Source organism: Flavobacterium sp. HJSW_4 (assembly GCF_042436695.1).
Lineage (GTDB): Bacteria > Bacteroidota > Bacteroidia > Flavobacteriales > Flavobacteriaceae > Flavobacterium.
On sequence record NZ_JBHNPP010000008.1, the window covers coordinates 177,608 to 193,724 of the forward strand.

Below are 16,117 nucleotides of genomic sequence, written 5' to 3' on the forward strand. Positions count from 1 at the left end.
GAAATATATTTTTCAAATTTAATTATTCTGTGTCTGAATTCTTAATTAATCTCTTGGTTAAGTAATGAAAACGAACATAAAGGCAAATTGCCGCCGCTGTCAAACCAGCCAAAAGTCCGATCCAAACTCCTTGTGCTTTCAGTTCTGTGTGTTCTCCTAAATAATAAGAAATAGGAAAACCAATAACCCAATACGCGACAAAAGTAATGTACATCGGAATTTTTACGTCCTGCAATCCGCGTAAAGCGCCTAAAACTACAACTTGAATTCCGTCAGAAATCTGGAAAATTGCGGCAATTAAAAGCAGTTTTGAAGCAATTCCGATTACTTCTTCATTATCTAAAATCTGTCCTGTATTTTCCATATTCAAGAAAATGTACGGAAGGTAATCGTGGAAAATGATGAAGAAAATGGCAAAAATGGTTTCGAGAATTATAGCAAGCAAGAAAATAGAACGCGCTACAACAACCAGTTTTTTATAATCCATCAAACCTCTTTGGTTACTTACACGCACCATCGATGTTACACTTAATCCCATTGCAAACATAAAAGTCATCGAAGCCAAACTCAAAGCGATCTGATTGGCTGCCTGACTTGTTTTTCCGATATTTCCGCAAAGCCAGATTGAAGCTGTAAACAAAACCACTTCAAAAAGCATCTGCATGGCAGAAGGAAATCCAATACTAATTATCTTTTTTATGGTTGCTTTTTGAATTTCATTAAAACTAAATCCTTTAAAAAATCGTTTTAAATCATCTCTTCGCGAAAGCATAATATGCATGAACATCACCAAGAATATTCTAGAAATTACAGTTCCTAAAGCGGCTCCAATAATTCCCATTTTTGGAAAAATCCAGATTCCGTAAATCAAAACATAATTTATACCTACGTGAAGAACGTTTGCCATAACCATCGCATACATCGAATATTTGGTTAATGACATTCCGTCAGCAAATTGCTTATACCCTTGATACATCACTAGCGGAATCAGCGAAAAAGCAACCCAACCTAAATAAGGTTTTGCCAGTACGATAACATCTTCTGGTTGTTGCAACAATTCCATAATTGGTTTGGCGAACATAATTACCGTAAAAAGCACCAATCCTAAAATTGTACAAAGAAATAATCCGTGATGAAAAGCAGATCGAATTTTGGTATCGTTTTTTTCTGCGTCACCTTCGGCAACAATTGGCGTAATGGCGGTAGAAAATCCGATTCCTAAAGACATTGCAATAAAAATCATACTGTTTCCAAGCGAAACTGCCGCCAATTCTGTGCTTCCAATTTTACCAACCATTATATTATCGACAATACCAATTAAGGTATGTCCGACCATCCCTAAAATTACAGGATATGCTAGTCTTAAATTATATGAAAACTCTTTGGTGTACTGCTTTAAATTCACTTGTATTCTTTTTTAGTCGGCAAAGATAGTCAGAAGCTTCGAATTCTATCCTATCAATAAAAATATATCCCAATTTTAAGACAAAAATAAGACGAACTCAATATTATGTAACGATTTTTAAAAATTGTATAACAATCTCCAAACGCCTTGCATATAATTTTACATTATAGAAATTTCAAAAATATAAGCCATGAAAAAAGTACAGATGTTATGCCTAGCTGCGTTCACGTTTTTATTTGCCAACACGACATTCGCTCAAGAAACAGAAGCGACAAATTACGATCAGGGTTTTAGATTAGGATTTGGAGTAAACGGCGGACTTCCTACCGACAACGATTATGATTGGGCTCTTGGTGGAGACGTACGTTTACAATACGACCTTTCTAAAAAAACATCATTAACCTTAACAACGGGATTTACTAATTTATTTAACGGCAAAAAAGATGCCGCTGGAAATGACATTAAAGATCTTGGATTTATTCCAGCAAAAGCAGGTTTTAAAGCTTTTGTTTTAAAAGATCAATTTTATGTTCTAGGAGAACTTGGTGCTGGTTTTGCGGTAACTAACGGTTACAATCAAACCACATTTTTATGGGCTCCGGGAATTGGCTATGCCAACAAGTACATCGACTTAAGTGTTCGTTACGAAGATTATCATGACTTTAGAACCAATCAAGTAGCGCTACGTGTTGCTTATGGTTTTAAACTATAAAAAATAGGTTTAATTTATTATTTTGTTTTTGGTAAAAACCGACAGTCTGAGGAGTCTGTCGGTTTTTTATTTTGTGTCATTACCATTGGTCAAAACAAAAGTGCTATTAGTCAAATGATTTTTCAGGATCGATTGAGAACGCGGTAATTCGCAGAAAAATTAATCGAATCATGAACAAAACAGTCATTTATTTATCGCAGCTTTTCCTTTTTTTAATGGTTACAGTTGCACATTCTCAATCTGGAATTTCGGGCGAATTTAAAGTTGATTATGTCCCTTTTTCTAAATATGTACGTCCAATGGATAGTACTAAGACAAATGCCGAAAGCAATTTTAAAAGAGCACAAATTGCTTTTGAAGTGCCGCTTTCTCTAAAAATGGATCAATACAATCATCCAAAACTTTGGTCGGTAGTTTTTAATACGAGTTATGCCAAAATGGAAAATAGAAATTATGAAATGGAGTCTCTTCCAATCGAATTTCAAGGCGGTTTTCCGAATGAATTGCTAAACACACAAATTGGAGTCAAACATTTGCGTTCTATTTCTCCGTCTTGGTCTTTATTAGTAATGGCTTCAGTCGGTGTTTACACAGATATGGTGGAAATTAATAAAGACGATGTCTTGCTGCAAGGAGGCGTTCTTTTCATCAAACAATTTAATCCGAAACTGGCTTTGGGGGTTGGTCCTGTTTTAACGAATAGTTTTGGTGTTCCAATGGTTCTTCCTGGAATTTATTTTAACTGGGAAACTACTGGTGCTTTACATTTTAAAGTTACTTTTCCTGAAGGTGCAGAAATTGGTTATCGAATGTCTGATACTTTTGACTTAAAAGCGGTAGTCGAATTAAGCGGAATGACTGCTGAAACCAAAATCGGAAATAAATCTTCTTTACTTGGATATCAGCAAATAATTGCGGGTTTAAGGCCTCAGATGAAATTTGGAGAACACTGGGTTTTAGAACCAACTGGAGGAACTACTCTTCTTAGAAGTTTCTCGACAACAAACCGAAAAATTAAAGAAATATTCAAAGAAAAAGATATTGCCGATCCGAAATTCACGACTACTTTTTATGGAGCAATAGCTCTAAAATGGAAATTCTAGAGCTATCTGCTTAATAAGTTTTTATAAACTACCTCTTTCAATAAAACTTCTCTACGAGTTCTTGAAATAGGTAGTTCTTGTCCTTTTATAAATAAACGTCCGCCAGAAACAGAATCGATATGCGTAACATTTACCAAAAATGATTTATGGATTCTAAAGAAAATTTCTACAGGAAGTGTTTCTTCTAATGAAATCATGGTTTGATGAATAATCAGCACTTTATCTTTAAAATGAAGTTTCGCATAATTTTGCATTCCTTCGATATACAAAATATCCATCCAAGAAATTTTCTGAAATCCTTCTTCCTGACGCACATAGAAAAAAGGATCTAATTGATTCTGTTTTGGAGAATTCAGCATTTGATGCCATTGCTTTGCTTTTAACGAAGCCTGATAAAAACGCTGAAAAGTAATGGGTTTTAATAAATAATCTACAACCTGAAGCCTGTATCCGTCTAAAGCATGTTCTGAATAAGCCGTTGTAAAAATCACCAATGGCGGATTCTCTAAAGATTCTAAAAATTCCAATCCAGATAAATAAGGCATATTTATATCTAGAAATAATAAATCTATCTGTTTTTCCTGAAGATATGAAGTTGCTTCTAGAGCCGAAGCGCAAGTAGCAACAGTTTCCAGAAAATCAATTTTAGAAACAAAATCTGCTATTCCGTTTCTTGCTATAGGTTCATCATCGATAATGAGACATTTCATAGTCAGCTGTATTTTTATTTTAAATCTAAAACAACCTCAACAGTAAAATCTGAATCGGTTTTATGAATATCTAATTTATATTTTTCTGGGTATTGAATTTCCAATCTTTTCTTCACATTCTCCAAACCTAATCCCTGATTTTTTGAAGGTATTTTATATTGCTCCGTATAAGAGTTTTCAATTTTAAAATTCATTTGATTATTTAACTGCTTACAAGACAAATGCACATATCCTTTTTCGTTTGGAAGTCTTGAAACGTGTTTAAAAGCATTTTCAATTAACGGAACCAAAAGCAAAGGAACAATCTGAAGCTGTCCATCTTCAATATTCCATTTGCTTTTAACCTCAAGTTCATTTCCCCATCTGGTTTCTTCAACAGCAATTAAATCTTTTAAGTATTTAATTTCAAGATACAAAGGCACATAAGCTTTATTGCATTCATACAATTGATATCTTAAAATATCCGAAAACTGAACCAATAAATCTGATGCCAATTTCACATCACTTTGCATCAGAATATGAATATGATTTAGAATATTAAACATCAAATGCGGATTGATCTGATCTTGCAAAATCTTAATCTGCGCTTCTAAGTGAACTTGTTTTAATTCTGCATGACTTCTTTCGATAGCATTATGTTCTTGATAAAATCGAAGTCCGCAAGCAGTTCCATTTATTAAAATTGCCGCTGGAATGCTGCCGTAAAATTGAACCCATAAAAACTGCAATGTATTCAGATCTTCTCCATCAGGATAGACTCTGCTTCGTGCTTCTGGATTTGAAAAAACAGCATAAACTGTTGCCAAACAAAAAGACAAAAGAAGAACAACTACAACGCCTTGAAAGGCAAACAATGCCATTTTGTTTTTTCGCAAAGCGCGAGGCAATAACACATCGCTTAAAAAATGTGCTAAAGCGGTCGAACAAAACAAAATTAAAACAGATTGAGAAAAAGCAGACCAAAAACTATAATCTTCTATTAACTGACCCCAAATTGTAAAACCTAATAGACACCAAAAAAAGACCAGAAACATCCAGTGTCTATTTTTATTAATTGCAATCATTTATATAATTTATTGAGAAAATTTAACATCAAAAGTAGCCCTATATTTTTTAAAGAAACAGCAAAGAACCAAAAAGATTCTTTGCTGTTTAATAGGGATAAACGATAAAATGTGTGTAATTTATTTTCGAACTAAAACTTTTAGTGGCATTAATTAGTTTGCCTTAATTGGTAAAATCAGCTGAACTTGAGATACAGATTGAGCATTGATTTTAGAAGCAATTAATCCGAATAAGAAAATGGCAGTCAGCAACAATAATTTGTACATATTCATGATAATAGTTTTTATTAATTTGACGCAAAGAAGCACAAACCATAAACACTATTCAAATTAGTTTGATGAACTACATTTTTGTTTTGACAAACGGAATTTAAAATCCAGTTTCAAAAATTATCTCATTATCTAATTGGCAAATTATCTCAATTACTTACTTTTCTCGCCCAATTCCTTTTTATACAATTCGATATTTGCAGCCGTCTTTTCGTCTAGTTCAGGTTCTGTAATATCAGTGTGTTTTTTCATTTCTTCCCAAATAATTTTAGCTACAATATAGCGAGACATTTCTTTGTCGTCTGCAGGAACAATATACCACGGTGCATGCGAAGTCGAAGTCTTATTGATCGCTTCTTCATAATACTTCATGTAATCATCCCAATAGCCACGTTCTGTCAAATCGCTTGGCGAAAATTTCCAATTGTGTTTTTCTTCATCCAAACGTCGCAATAAACGTTGACGTTGTTCTTCTTTACTCAAATGAAGATAGAACTTCATAACGATAGTTCCGTTTTGAGAAATATGCTTTTCAAAATTATTAATCTGTTCAATTCTGTTTTTCCAAAAATCGGGCGTGATATCATCTACAGAATTAATTCCTGGCAAGTTTTCTCCCAAAATATATTCAGGATGCACGCGCGTTACCAAAACATTCTCGTAATGCGTTCTATTAAAAATCGCAAATTTTCCTTTTTCTGGAAGCGCAATATAATGTCTCCATAAATAATCATGTTCTAATTCTGCCGAAGTTGGCGTTTTAAAACTATGCACCACTACTCCACGTGCATTAAATTCTTTAAAAACTTCTCGAATCAAACTGTCTTTTCCCGAAGTATCCATTCCTTGCAAACAAATCAAAACGCTGTATCTATTGTGCGCATACATTACATCTTGCAAGTCGCTTAATTTCGCTTGTACTTTATCTAATTTTTCCTCTTTTTCATCGTCATCTGCTTTTACTGACAATAAAGTCGGAATGTCTTTTAGTTTAATTTTATCTACTACTTTAAAATCTTTCGGATCTATTGATTTCATATTTTACAATTTTTATATCTTAAATATACTAATTTTACGAAGCATATTCCTGCTATTCATTGCAATACTTTTTAATAAATTGCTTTTTTCTAAAGCCATAACAAGAGCTTCCGTTGGTCGCTTTCTTATGTCAAGAAAAAATCCAATTTCTTTTCAAAGTATTTCCATTACTATCAGGGCTAGGCTGCTATTTTCAAAAGAACAATACGTTCTATTTTTTTTGAATTTATATTTACATCATGAAAAAAATTATTTTAATCTTTCTATTGTTATTCGGATTTCAAGGGTTCTGCCAAATTGGAACAAATTCTATTGAAGATGAAATTTATATTAAGTATTTTGGAAAATGCTTTTCAGAAGTAAAACCACTTCCTGAGGTTAAGAATAGAGCAAAATTGAACAAAATACCTTTTTGCAGTTTGTATCAATGCGTTCGTTATATACAATATGTAGAATATGAAAAAAAGATTCAGGATGCTATTTTAAAAAGAGCCGTCGAAATTGCTACACTACTTTATAAAAACAATTCACCGATTTATTTAATAAGTGGAATGAGTAGCGGTGATCATGCACTCCGAAAAAACATAAACTTAAATGATGACAATAAATTAATCTATGTAAGTATTGCAGAATGTGTCACTACTACAACGCTAGAAAAAATTCAAGAAGCAGTAAATAACGAAACGACAAAACTTATAAACTCAAAAAAATAAATTCTTCTTTTCATGGAAAAATTCACACTAGAAATATTATTTCACATTATCGGAATCGGTTCTGCATCAGGATTATTTTTAAATAATGATTCGCTTTACGTAGTTGGTGACAATAGCGGATTCCTTTACGAATACAATATCGAAAACAAACAATTAAACCAGCACGCTTTAATTGACAATCCGATGCAAAATATTCCTAAAAACTTAAAACCCGATTTTGAATCTATAACGCATCATAACGACACATTGTATGTTTTTGGTTCTGGTTCAACCGAAAACCGAAACAAAATGATCGAATTTGATATGAAATCAAAAACGGTTTTACAAAAGAATAATTTAGTCGATTTATATGCTGTAATGCAAAATTTCGGAGAAATAAAACCAGAAGATTTTAATTTAGAAGGTGCTATTTTCGATGGAGAAAATTGGTATTTATTCAATCGAGGAAATGGCGCTACCAACAAAAACACCATTTTTACAATTCATGCTAAAAACCTTGGAGAAGAATTTGCCTTGATTTCTGTCAATTATAAACTTCCAAAAATAAAAGGCGTTCGCTCTAGTTTTACCGATGCCATTTTGGTTGATGATAAAATCTATTTTCTTTCAACTGTAGAAGACACTAAATCAACTTATGATGATGGCGCAATCTTAGGAAGTTTCATTGGTAGAATCGATGTTAAAACGATGAAAATAGATTTCACTCAAAAAATTACCTCAACCAATAAGTTTGAAGGTTTGACACTTTACAAAAAAGAAAATAACAAAATTGAGTTTTTGCTTTGCGAAGACAATGATACTGAGCTTTTAGAAACAAAAATTTATAAATTAACATTACCAATGAAATAAATTGTAACATTTTTCTTAAAATTGCGTCTTTTATACCAAAATCAAATAACTTAAGATAACCAATTTTAAAAATAATGATCAGAAAAACCGCTTTCGCTCTTTTAATTTTTATTACAAGTCAAGCCACACAAGCCCAGTACAAATATCCTACGACTCCTGAACGTCCTGTTGTAGATGATTATTTTGGAACAAAAATCACAGATTCATACAGATGGCTTGAAGACATGAACAATCCTGAAGTTCAAAAATGGTTCAAAGACGAATCGGATTATACCAATTCTATTGTCAAAAGGATTTCTGGGCGCGATGTTCTTTTTAATCGAATGAAAGAAATTCAAGCTTTGGGTGGAGATCAATACGGATCTATTAGACAGGTTGGAGATATTTTCTACTATACAAAAAATAAAAAGCAAGAAAACATATACAAGTTGTATTTCCGTAAAAGCAGAAATGGAGCTGAAATTTTATTGTTAGATCCTAATACAATTACTAAAGGTGCAACGATTACCAATTTTAATATTAGTCCTGATAATAAAAAATTAGCTGTAACTATATCTGAAGGCGGCGCAGAAGTTTGCGACCTAAAAATCATGGATCTTGAATCGAAAAAATTCCTTTCAGATAACCTCACTCCCGTTTGGAGCGAATTTCCTTTTGAATTTACTCCAGACAGTAAAGCCATAACATACACTCAAATGGCTACGAGAGATAATACAAGTGACGATTTTTTGAAGAACATGAAAGCCTTTTTACATGTTATTGGAACTGATCCAAAAACAGATAAAATATTGGCTTCAAGAGAAAACAATCCTGAATTAGGAATTCTTGCGGCACAATTTCCTTATGTTAAATTACCGGATGATTATTCGTATATCATTTTAGATATTGGATCTACAAAAAATGAAGAATTTTCTTTTTATGCGCCATTTTCAGAACTAGGAAAATCAAAAATTAATTGGAAACCATTAGTAAAATATGAAGATGATGTAACAGATAGCCAAATTATTGGTGATAAAGTTTTTTTCCTTACTCATAAAAATGCTCCTAATTATAAACTAGCATACACAAGTCTGAAAAATCCAGATTTTAATAATCCAACGATTCTTGTTCCAGAAAACGATAAAGTTATACGAAGATTAAGAAAATCTAAAAACTTCATTTACTATAATTTAAGCGACGGAATCAATCAGGAAACTTTCCAAGTTAATGTCAAAACTTTAGAAATCAAAAAAATTCCACTTCCAATGGGTTCTAATTCAGGATTCCCATTAAGTCCACGTCAAAACGATAACTTGAGGCTTTTTAACAATGGCTGGGTTACTCCTTCTACTGATTATGATTATGATGCTCAAACTGGAAAATTAGAAAAAAGCAAAGAATTAACCGCTAATGGTTCTTTTCCTGACTTTAGCAAAAATTATATTGTAAAAGAAGTAGAAGTACCAAGTCATGATGGAGTAATGGTGCCTTTATCTATAATCTATCCTAAAAACATCAAAATGAATGGTTCTAATCCTTGTTATGTTACAGGATACGGCGCTTATGGAATTAGTGAATATCCTTATTTTGTGGGACCTAGCGTAATGACCCTATTAGAACAAAATACAGTTGTGGCTTTTACGCATGTAAGAGGTGGCGGTGAAAAAGGCAATAAATGGCATGCTGACGGAATGAAAGCTAAAAAGCCAAATACTTGGAAAGATTTTATTGCTTGTTCAGAATATTTGATAAAAGAAAAATATACTTCTAAAGAAAAACTTATTGGAAATGGAGTAAGTATGGGAGGCGTATTAATTGGAAGAGCAATTACAGAACGTCCTGATCTTTATAAAGTAGCTTTGGTTGAAGTTGGCTGTACCAATACTATTAGAATGGAAACTTCTCCTAATGGAGCAAATCAAATTCCGGAGATTGGAACTTTAAAAAATGAAGAAGATGTAAAATATATTTTAGAAATGGATTCGCAAAGTAAAGTGAAGAAAGGCGAAAAATATCCAGCTACTTTCATTCGTACAGGAATTAATGATCCTAGAGTTTCACCTTGGGAACCAGGTAAATTTGCTGCAATATTGCAAAATTATAATAGCTCAGAAAATCCAATTTTATTGCACGTTAACTATGCCAACGGACATCATTCAAGTGACTTAGATGTTACTTACGGTGATGAAGCAGACATGTGGGCATTTGCATTATGGCAAGTTGGAAACACTAAGTTTCAGCTTAAAAAGTAAAAACTCCAATATAATTTAATGAAATCTGTAGAAGCCTTAAGTGACTTCTACAGATTTTTTTTGCTTTCACTACAAAGCAAAAAATGATTATTTTTATTTTTTTTTCACACCCGTCCCAACCTTTTTATCTTTTTATCTCTCTATATAAGAAAGACAACAATTGTGATAAACGAAACTCAAATAGCAAACTGTAAAAAAATGCACCGCGATGCCCAGCGCGAGGTGTACGAATACATGGCGCCAAAGTTGTACCGCCTTTGCAAAAGATATTTAAAAAAGGAAGAAGAAATCGAAGAAGCACTAGCCGATGCATTCTTTACTATTTTCACCAAACTAGATCAGTTAAAAGAAGCCTATGCTTTTGAAGCTTGGGCCAAAAGAATAACTGTAAATCATTGTTTGGCAACTATTCGAAAAGCAACCAACTTCAACATGTATTTGGACGACGTAAAACTGATTTCTCAGCCTTCTGTCGACGAACTAAATACATTGGAAGAAGAAGATTTACTTAATTTATTAAACCACATTCCAGACGGCTGTAAAACTGTTTTTAACCTTTTTGTTATTGAAGGTTACTCTCATAAAGAAATAGCCGAAATGCTAAAGATCTCTGAAGGCACCTCAAAATCACAATTGAATGCCGCGAAGACCAAACTGAAAGAACTGGTTAATAAACTGTATTATCAAAAAGCAAAATAGTCATGGACAATCAAGATAAATTATTCGATAAAATAAAAGAAGCTTCGCAAAAAGCCGAGTTTCAAGACTTTCCAGGAATGGAAAAGGTCTGGGCGCGTGTAGAAGAAAAACTGGATAAAAAGGAAGACAAAAAAACAATCGCTTTATGGAAAAAAATTGCCGTTGCGGCTTCTCTTCTTTTACTAATTTCTTTGGGTTACCAATTTTTACATTCAGATAAAGAGGTTCTAAAAGATGCTCCAAAAGTAGTTTTTGAAGAAAAAGAAATCGAACAACGCGAGAAACCTACTTTAAACGAAAAAAATGCAACTCCATCTTCAAATTCTGAAATAGTTTCTAACGAAGAAGCAGTTAAAATTTTAGAAAACCAAACTAAGCATAAAGAACGAGTTGCAATTCAGGAAAACATAATTCCTCAAGCAGAACCAGTGCTTTCTGCGCCTGCACCAAAAATTGCAGAAGAAACAGCGATGCCAGAAAAAGTTGTATTAAATGACTCTTTTGACGAAGAAGATAATACTTCATCAAAAAAAGAAGTAACGTCAGATATGGGCTATTCTAGTTATCCTGAAAGAAGATCTGCAAAAGTTGCTTATTCTGCATCTCCAGCTGCACAAAAAGCAAAAAAAAGCGCTCCTTTAGTTGTGCTTAACGGCAGAGCTATTGCGCATAGTGATGATGTGAAGAAAGATAAAATGATGCAGGAAGAGCTTCCAAACTTGCAACCTGAAAATGTAGATTCTCTAATGATTTTAGACGATCCGCTATACATCATTGACGGCATTTATTATTCGGAACAAGATTTATTTGGCAAAAAACCAACGAGTCCGTATGCCCCTTTGGACAATCAGGAAATAAAAACGATAACTATTTTGCAAGACCTTGAAGCTACCGAAAAATATGGCGAAAAAGGAAAAAAAGGAGTTGTCATTATCACTACTAAAAACGGAAGACCAGCTCCGAAAAAATAATCTCAAACTTTGTCAAAGTCTGCAGCTTTGACAAAGTTAAATCTCAACATTAATTCTAAAACTTATTATCATGAAAAGTCTAAAACTTATTTCATCAGCCATTGCTATGCTTATATGTTTCGTAACCATGGCACAAGAAAGAACGATTTCTGGAATCATTTCAGATAAAGAAAAACAGCCTCTTCCAGGTGTAACTATTTTAAATCAAACTTCAAAAGCATCTACTCAAACTGATTTTGACGGAAAATATAACATTCAGGCAAAAACAGGTGACCTATTAGTTTTTAGCTTCATTGGATTTGAAACACAGAGACAAAAGGTACAAAACTCAAATACAATGAATATCATACTTAAGGAATATAACCAAACATTAAGTGAAGTTGTAGTAGTAGGTTATGGTTCAAGCGATGCTGAATATAGCAATCGCAGTTACGAGCGTGCTGAAAGAAAAAAAGCCAAAGTGGCTATGACAGTTCAAAGTAATGCTATTTATGCTCCAAGTCCTGCTATCGTTGTTCACGGAAATGCTCCTATTGCTCCAAAAAACGAGCCGATTTATATTATTGATGGAGTTCCGGCAAAAGCCAACCAAATGTCAAAAATTAATCCGAATGATATTAAAGATTTAAAGGTTTTAAAAGATGTTGATGCAACTTCTATTTATGGAACAAAAGGCGCAAATGGTGTTGTTGTAATTGCGACTAAAAATGAACTTTACAAAAATCTTTCTGAAAAAGAATTGGACAAAAAATTAAATATTCTGCCAATTCCGACCGAGCCAACTCAGGAAGATTATGATACATTTGTTGAAAATGCTTTCGAAAGTCCAAAAACAGCGCCTCTTTCTACATTTTCTATAGATGTTGACAATGCTTCTTATACCAATATCAGACGCTTTTTAAACAATGGCCAGCAAGTTCCAAAAGATGCAGTTCGTGTAGAAGAAATGGTTAATTTCTTTAAATATACTTATCCGCAGCCAAAAAACGAGCATCCGTTTTCTATCAATACAGAAGTGAGTGATTCTCCTTGGAATTCAAATAACAAAATCTTGAAAATTGGTTTGCAAGGAAAAAACATCCCAACAAACGATTTGCCAGCTTCGAATTTAGTTTTCTTAATTGATGTTTCAGGTTCAATGGGCGACATGAACAAATTGCCTTTATTAAAACAATCATTAAAAATTTTGGTTAACGAATTAAGACCAAAAGATAAAGTGGCAATTGTAGTCTATGCAGGCGCAGCAGGATTGGTTTTACCTCCAACTTCTGGTGATGAGAAAAAAACAATTGTTGATGCATTGGATAATTTGCAATCTGGCGGAAGCACTGCCGGCGGTGCAGGAATCGAATTGGCTTATAAAATTGCAACAGAAAATTTCATCAAAAGCGGAAACAATCGTGTAATTCTAGCAACAGACGGCGATTTTAACGTAGGAAGTTCTTCTAATACTGACATGGAAAAATTGATCGAAGAAAAAAGAAAAACTGGCGTTTTCTTGACTTGTCTAGGTTACGGAATGGGCAATTACAAAGACAGCAAAATGGAAATCTTAGCTGATAAAGGAAACGGAAATTATGCTTACATCGACAATATTCAGGAAGCGAATCGTTTTTTAGGAAAAGAGTTCAAAGGTTCGATGTTTGCTATCGCGAAAGATGTAAAAATCCAGATCGAATTTAATCCAAAACAAGTTCAAGCGTATCGTTTGATTGGTTATGAAAATAGAAAATTACGTCCAGAAGATTTTAAAAATGATGCGATTGATGCCGGAGAATTAGGAAGTAATCATACCGTTACAGCTTTGTATGAAATTATCCCTGCAGGTGTAAAAAGCAATTATTTAGCGGAACAGCCAGATGCTTTAAAATACACTCAAACAGAAACGAATTCTAATAATTACAGCAATGAATTGGCAACAGTAAAATTCCGTTACAAAAAACCTGACGGCGAAAAAAGCATCGAAATGGTTCAGGTAATCGAAAACAAATCTATTGCTTTAGAAAAAGCAAGCGACGACATGAAATTTAGTTCTGCCGTAGCTTGGTTCGGATTGAAATTGAGAGAGTCAAAATTAATCTCTGACAAATCTTCTGACGGAATTGTAAAATTGGCAAAACAAGGAAATTCAAATGATGGCGAAGGGTATAAAGCAGAGTTTATTCGTTTAGTTGAAACTTCTAAACAGTACAATTAATCAATATTTTATTACATTTGCGACTTTATTTTTAAAAATTATTTTACACACGTATGAATCCTATTTTAAGCCAAAATCTATTTTTAGTAAAAGAACATGTTGGAATGTTCAAAGCCGCAAACAATTACGATATTTATCATCCAGAAACCAATCAGATTATCATGAATTGCCGAGAAAACAATCTTGGTTTTTTCACAAAAGTATTCCGATTTACAGATTACAAAAGAGCAACTCCGTTTAATATTGAAATTACAACCGCTTCTGGCGAAAAGCTAATTACCGTAAGAAGAGGTGTTGCCATCTTTAGATCGACTGTTGAAGTTTTGGACGAAAAAGATCATTTGGTTGGAACTTTCAAACAAAAATTCTTTTCGATTGGAGGAAAGTTTGATATTTTGGATAAAAACGAAAAACCAGTTGCAACGCTTCAAGGAAAATGGACAGGTTGGGATTTTAAATTCTCGCATGAAGGCAAACAATTGGCTCAAGTAAATAAAAAATGGGCAGGATTAGGAAAAGAGTTTTTCACAAGTGCCGATAATTACGCACTTCAAATTGAAGAAACAGTTCCAGCTGATAGTTCGTTGAGACAGTTAATTTTAGGAGCCGTAATGTGTATCGACATGGTTCTAAAAGAATAATCGAAAGTTGTTAAACTTAGATTAAGAATATCTTTTAAAGCATCATTTTAGTTTTCAAAACCTTATTTTTGTAAGACTTAAAATGATGCTTTCTGCATTTCTAAAAATACAATCATGACCGACTTAAAAAATAAAAACGCCTTTATTACTGGCGCAGGAAAAGGAATTGGAAAAGCTGTAGCAATTGCTTTGGCTAAAGAAGGTGTAAACCTAATTTTAGTTTCAAGAACTCAAAAAGACGTTGAACAATTGGCTGACGAAGCTTCAAATTTAGGCGTAAAAGCTTTAGCTTTAAGTGCTGACGTTTCTGACATTAATTCTATCAATAAAGCGGTAGAAAAAGCTTTAGCCGAATTTAAACATATCGATATTTTAATCAACAGCGCCGGAATTGCTTCTTTTGGAAAATTCTTAGAATTAGATCCAGAAGCTTGGGAAAGAATTATTCAGGTGAATTTAATGGGAACCTATTTCACAACTCGTGCGATTATTCCAAATATGATTGAAAGACAAACTGGAGATATTATCAATATTTCTTCGACTGCTGGATTAAACGGAAACGCTTTGACAAGTGCTTACAGCGCTTCTAAATTTGCTGTTTTGGGTTTAACCGATTCTTTGATGCAGGAAATGAGAAAACACAATATTCGTGTTACGGCTCTAACGCCAAGTACAGTGGCAACTGACATGGCAAAAGACTTAAACCTGACTGACGGAAATCCAGAAAAAGTAATGCAGTCTGAAGATATGGCAGATTTAATCATTGCACAATTAAAATTAAACCGAAGAGTGTTTATTAAAAACAGTAGTATTTGGTCTACTAATCCTTAAGACATCTTTATAATCTTTGTCAAAGTTTAAAACTTTGACAAAGATCTAAACTCACAAAAATTGTAAAATGGAACAATATTTAAGACAATTGGTCGAAATAGAATTTCAGGATAAAAAACAGATTTTCTCTGGATTTCTTATTGATTATTCTGATGAATGGATTTTGCTTCGAAATAATCCTGTAGATTTTGTTTTGGATGGTTTTGTTATTCTTAGAAATAAAAACATTGAAGTTGTAAACCGAGATCACGATTTGGCTTTTACAGAAAAAGTAATTCGTTTGAAAGGTTTAAAAATAAATTCTGACGATATTATTCCGATTAAAGATTTGGCTTCAATCATTAAATTTATTTCTGAGAAATATGGCATTTTTCAGATTGCAAAAAAATCATCTAAATCTGCTTATCTAGGAAAATTAATCGAATTGAATGATGAAGAATTGACAATTGATTTTTTAGATACACGAGGTCAGTTTGGGGGAGAATTGAGTTTTAATCCCGAAAAAATTCGAGTAATTGAGTTTGATACGGATTATATTAATTCTTTGAAATTGGTGGTCGCTCAAGATCAAAAATTATAAAAACAGAAAAGCCTCTTTTTAAGAGGCTTTTCTGTTTTATTGTGTCATTGCGAGGAACGAAGCAATCTCAATTAGCTAAGTTCTTACTCATGTTAGTGTGGTT

General features: G+C 33.1%; 15 protein-coding genes. 11 read left to right on the forward strand and 4 right to left on the reverse strand.

Going from position 1 to position 16,117, the window contains the following annotated elements:
• Nucleotides 1–22: 22 nt before the first annotated feature.
• Nucleotides 23–1,405 carry an MATE family efflux transporter gene (locus ACE01P_RS10285; RefSeq protein ID WP_379697068.1) on the reverse strand — a complete coding sequence of 461 codons (1,383 nt, stop codon included), beginning with the start codon at nt 1,403–1,405 and terminating at the stop codon, nt 23–25.
• Between the two features lie 190 nt (nt 1,406–1,595).
• On the opposite strand from ACE01P_RS10285, the gene ACE01P_RS10290 reads away from it, so the two are divergent.
• Both ACE01P_RS10290 and ACE01P_RS10295 read left to right on the forward strand, forming a co-directional pair.
• A complete protein-coding gene (locus ACE01P_RS10290; RefSeq protein WP_379697071.1) occupies nt 1,596–2,117 on the forward strand; it encodes a hypothetical protein in 522 nt (173 codons plus the stop codon).
• A 170-nt stretch (nt 2,118–2,287) separates the two neighbouring features.
• Nucleotides 2,288–3,220 carry a DUF6268 family outer membrane beta-barrel protein gene (locus ACE01P_RS10295; RefSeq protein ID WP_379697074.1) on the forward strand — a complete coding sequence of 311 codons (933 nt, stop codon included), beginning with the start codon at nt 2,288–2,290 and terminating at the stop codon, nt 3,218–3,220.
• Between the two features lie 2 nt (nt 3,221–3,222).
• Here the strand turns inward: ACE01P_RS10295 and ACE01P_RS10300 are convergent, their stop codons facing one another.
• The 3 genes from ACE01P_RS10300 to ACE01P_RS10310 all read right to left on the reverse strand — a co-directional run bounded on the left by ACE01P_RS10300 (nt 3,223) and on the right by ACE01P_RS10310 (nt 6,302).
• Nucleotides 3,223–3,930, reverse strand: a complete 708-nt coding sequence (locus ACE01P_RS10300) for a LytR/AlgR family response regulator transcription factor (RefSeq protein WP_379697077.1) — start codon at nt 3,928–3,930, stop codon at nt 3,223–3,225.
• 14 nt (nt 3,931–3,944) lie between these two features.
• Nucleotides 3,945–4,994: a sensor histidine kinase gene (locus tag ACE01P_RS10305; RefSeq protein ID WP_379697080.1), complete on the reverse strand. Its 1,050-nt coding sequence runs from the start codon at nt 4,992–4,994 to the stop codon at nt 3,945–3,947.
• Between the two features lie 423 nt (nt 4,995–5,417).
• Nucleotides 5,418–6,302 (reverse strand): PPK2 family polyphosphate kinase, encoded by an 885-nt coding sequence (locus tag ACE01P_RS10310; RefSeq protein ID WP_379697083.1) that lies wholly within the window; start codon nt 6,300–6,302, stop codon nt 5,418–5,420.
• A 239-nt stretch (nt 6,303–6,541) separates the two neighbouring features.
• On the opposite strand from ACE01P_RS10310, the gene ACE01P_RS10315 reads away from it, so the two are divergent.
• From ACE01P_RS10315 to ACE01P_RS10355, 9 genes are all read left to right on the forward strand, one after another.
• Nucleotides 6,542–7,015 (forward strand): hypothetical protein, encoded by a 474-nt coding sequence (locus ACE01P_RS10315; protein WP_379697086.1) that lies wholly within the window; start codon nt 6,542–6,544, stop codon nt 7,013–7,015.
• A 12-nt stretch (nt 7,016–7,027) separates the two neighbouring features.
• The gene (locus ACE01P_RS10320) at nt 7,028–7,864 is read left to right on the forward strand and encodes a DUF6929 family protein (protein WP_379697089.1); all 837 of its coding nucleotides are present in this window, start codon (nt 7,028–7,030) and stop codon (nt 7,862–7,864) included.
• Nucleotides 7,865–7,938: 74 nt separating this feature from the next.
• Nucleotides 7,939–10,095 carry a prolyl oligopeptidase family serine peptidase gene (locus tag ACE01P_RS10325; protein ID WP_379697092.1) on the forward strand — a complete coding sequence of 719 codons (2,157 nt, stop codon included), beginning with the start codon at nt 7,939–7,941 and terminating at the stop codon, nt 10,093–10,095.
• 198 nt (nt 10,096–10,293) lie between these two features.
• On the forward strand, nt 10,294–10,794 hold the full coding sequence (locus ACE01P_RS10330) for an RNA polymerase sigma factor (RefSeq protein WP_379697095.1): 501 nt from the start codon (nt 10,294–10,296) through the stop codon (nt 10,792–10,794).
• A gap of 2 nt (nt 10,795–10,796) precedes the next feature.
• A complete protein-coding gene (locus ACE01P_RS10335) occupies nt 10,797–11,765 on the forward strand; it encodes a hypothetical protein (protein WP_379697098.1) in 969 nt (322 codons plus the stop codon).
• 70 nt (nt 11,766–11,835) lie between these two features.
• Entirely contained in the window at nt 11,836–13,962 is a 2,127-nt protein-coding gene (locus ACE01P_RS10340; protein ID WP_379697100.1) for a von Willebrand factor type A domain-containing protein, read from the forward strand.
• A gap of 53 nt (nt 13,963–14,015) precedes the next feature.
• Nucleotides 14,016–14,603: a phospholipid scramblase-related protein gene (locus tag ACE01P_RS10345; RefSeq protein WP_379697102.1), complete on the forward strand. Its 588-nt coding sequence runs from the start codon at nt 14,016–14,018 to the stop codon at nt 14,601–14,603.
• A gap of 114 nt (nt 14,604–14,717) precedes the next feature.
• On the forward strand, nt 14,718–15,434 hold the full coding sequence (locus ACE01P_RS10350) for a 3-ketoacyl-ACP reductase (RefSeq protein WP_379697105.1): 717 nt from the start codon (nt 14,718–14,720) through the stop codon (nt 15,432–15,434).
• Between the two features lie 67 nt (nt 15,435–15,501).
• Complete coding sequence (locus ACE01P_RS10355) at nt 15,502–16,014, forward strand: hypothetical protein (RefSeq protein WP_379697107.1); 513 nt, start codon at nt 15,502–15,504, stop codon at nt 16,012–16,014.
• Nucleotides 16,015–16,117: the final 103 nt, after the last annotated feature.

Excerpts from the sequence above, each read along its gene's own strand:
- ACE01P_RS10315 (WP_379697086.1), top strand. The coding sequence starts at position 6,542 with ATGAAAAAAATTATTTTAATCTTTCTATTGTTATTCGGATTTCAAGGG.
- ACE01P_RS10355 (WP_379697107.1), top strand. The coding sequence starts at position 15,502 with ATGGAACAATATTTAAGACAATTGGTCGAAATAGAATTTCAGGATAAA.
- ACE01P_RS10290 (WP_379697071.1), top strand. The coding sequence starts at position 1,596 with ATGAAAAAAGTACAGATGTTATGCCTAGCTGCGTTCACGTTTTTATTT.
- ACE01P_RS10325 (WP_379697092.1), top strand. The coding sequence starts at position 7,939 with ATGATCAGAAAAACCGCTTTCGCTCTTTTAATTTTTATTACAAGTCAA.
- ACE01P_RS10310 (WP_379697083.1), bottom strand. The coding sequence starts at position 6,302 with ATGAAATCAATAGATCCGAAAGATTTTAAAGTAGTAGATAAAATTAAA.
- ACE01P_RS10330 (WP_379697095.1), top strand. The coding sequence starts at position 10,294 with ATGCACCGCGATGCCCAGCGCGAGGTGTACGAATACATGGCGCCAAAG.
- ACE01P_RS10335 (WP_379697098.1), top strand. The coding sequence starts at position 10,797 with ATGGACAATCAAGATAAATTATTCGATAAAATAAAAGAAGCTTCGCAA.
- ACE01P_RS10340 (WP_379697100.1), top strand. The coding sequence starts at position 11,836 with ATGAAAAGTCTAAAACTTATTTCATCAGCCATTGCTATGCTTATATGT.
- ACE01P_RS10295 (WP_379697074.1), top strand. The coding sequence starts at position 2,288 with ATGAACAAAACAGTCATTTATTTATCGCAGCTTTTCCTTTTTTTAATG.
- ACE01P_RS10350 (WP_379697105.1), top strand. The coding sequence starts at position 14,718 with ATGACCGACTTAAAAAATAAAAACGCCTTTATTACTGGCGCAGGAAAA.
- ACE01P_RS10345 (WP_379697102.1), top strand. The coding sequence starts at position 14,016 with ATGAATCCTATTTTAAGCCAAAATCTATTTTTAGTAAAAGAACATGTT.
- ACE01P_RS10300 (WP_379697077.1), bottom strand. The coding sequence starts at position 3,930 with ATGAAATGTCTCATTATCGATGATGAACCTATAGCAAGAAACGGAATA.
- ACE01P_RS10305 (WP_379697080.1), bottom strand. The coding sequence starts at position 4,994 with ATGATTGCAATTAATAAAAATAGACACTGGATGTTTCTGGTCTTTTTT.
- ACE01P_RS10320 (WP_379697089.1), top strand. The coding sequence starts at position 7,028 with ATGGAAAAATTCACACTAGAAATATTATTTCACATTATCGGAATCGGT.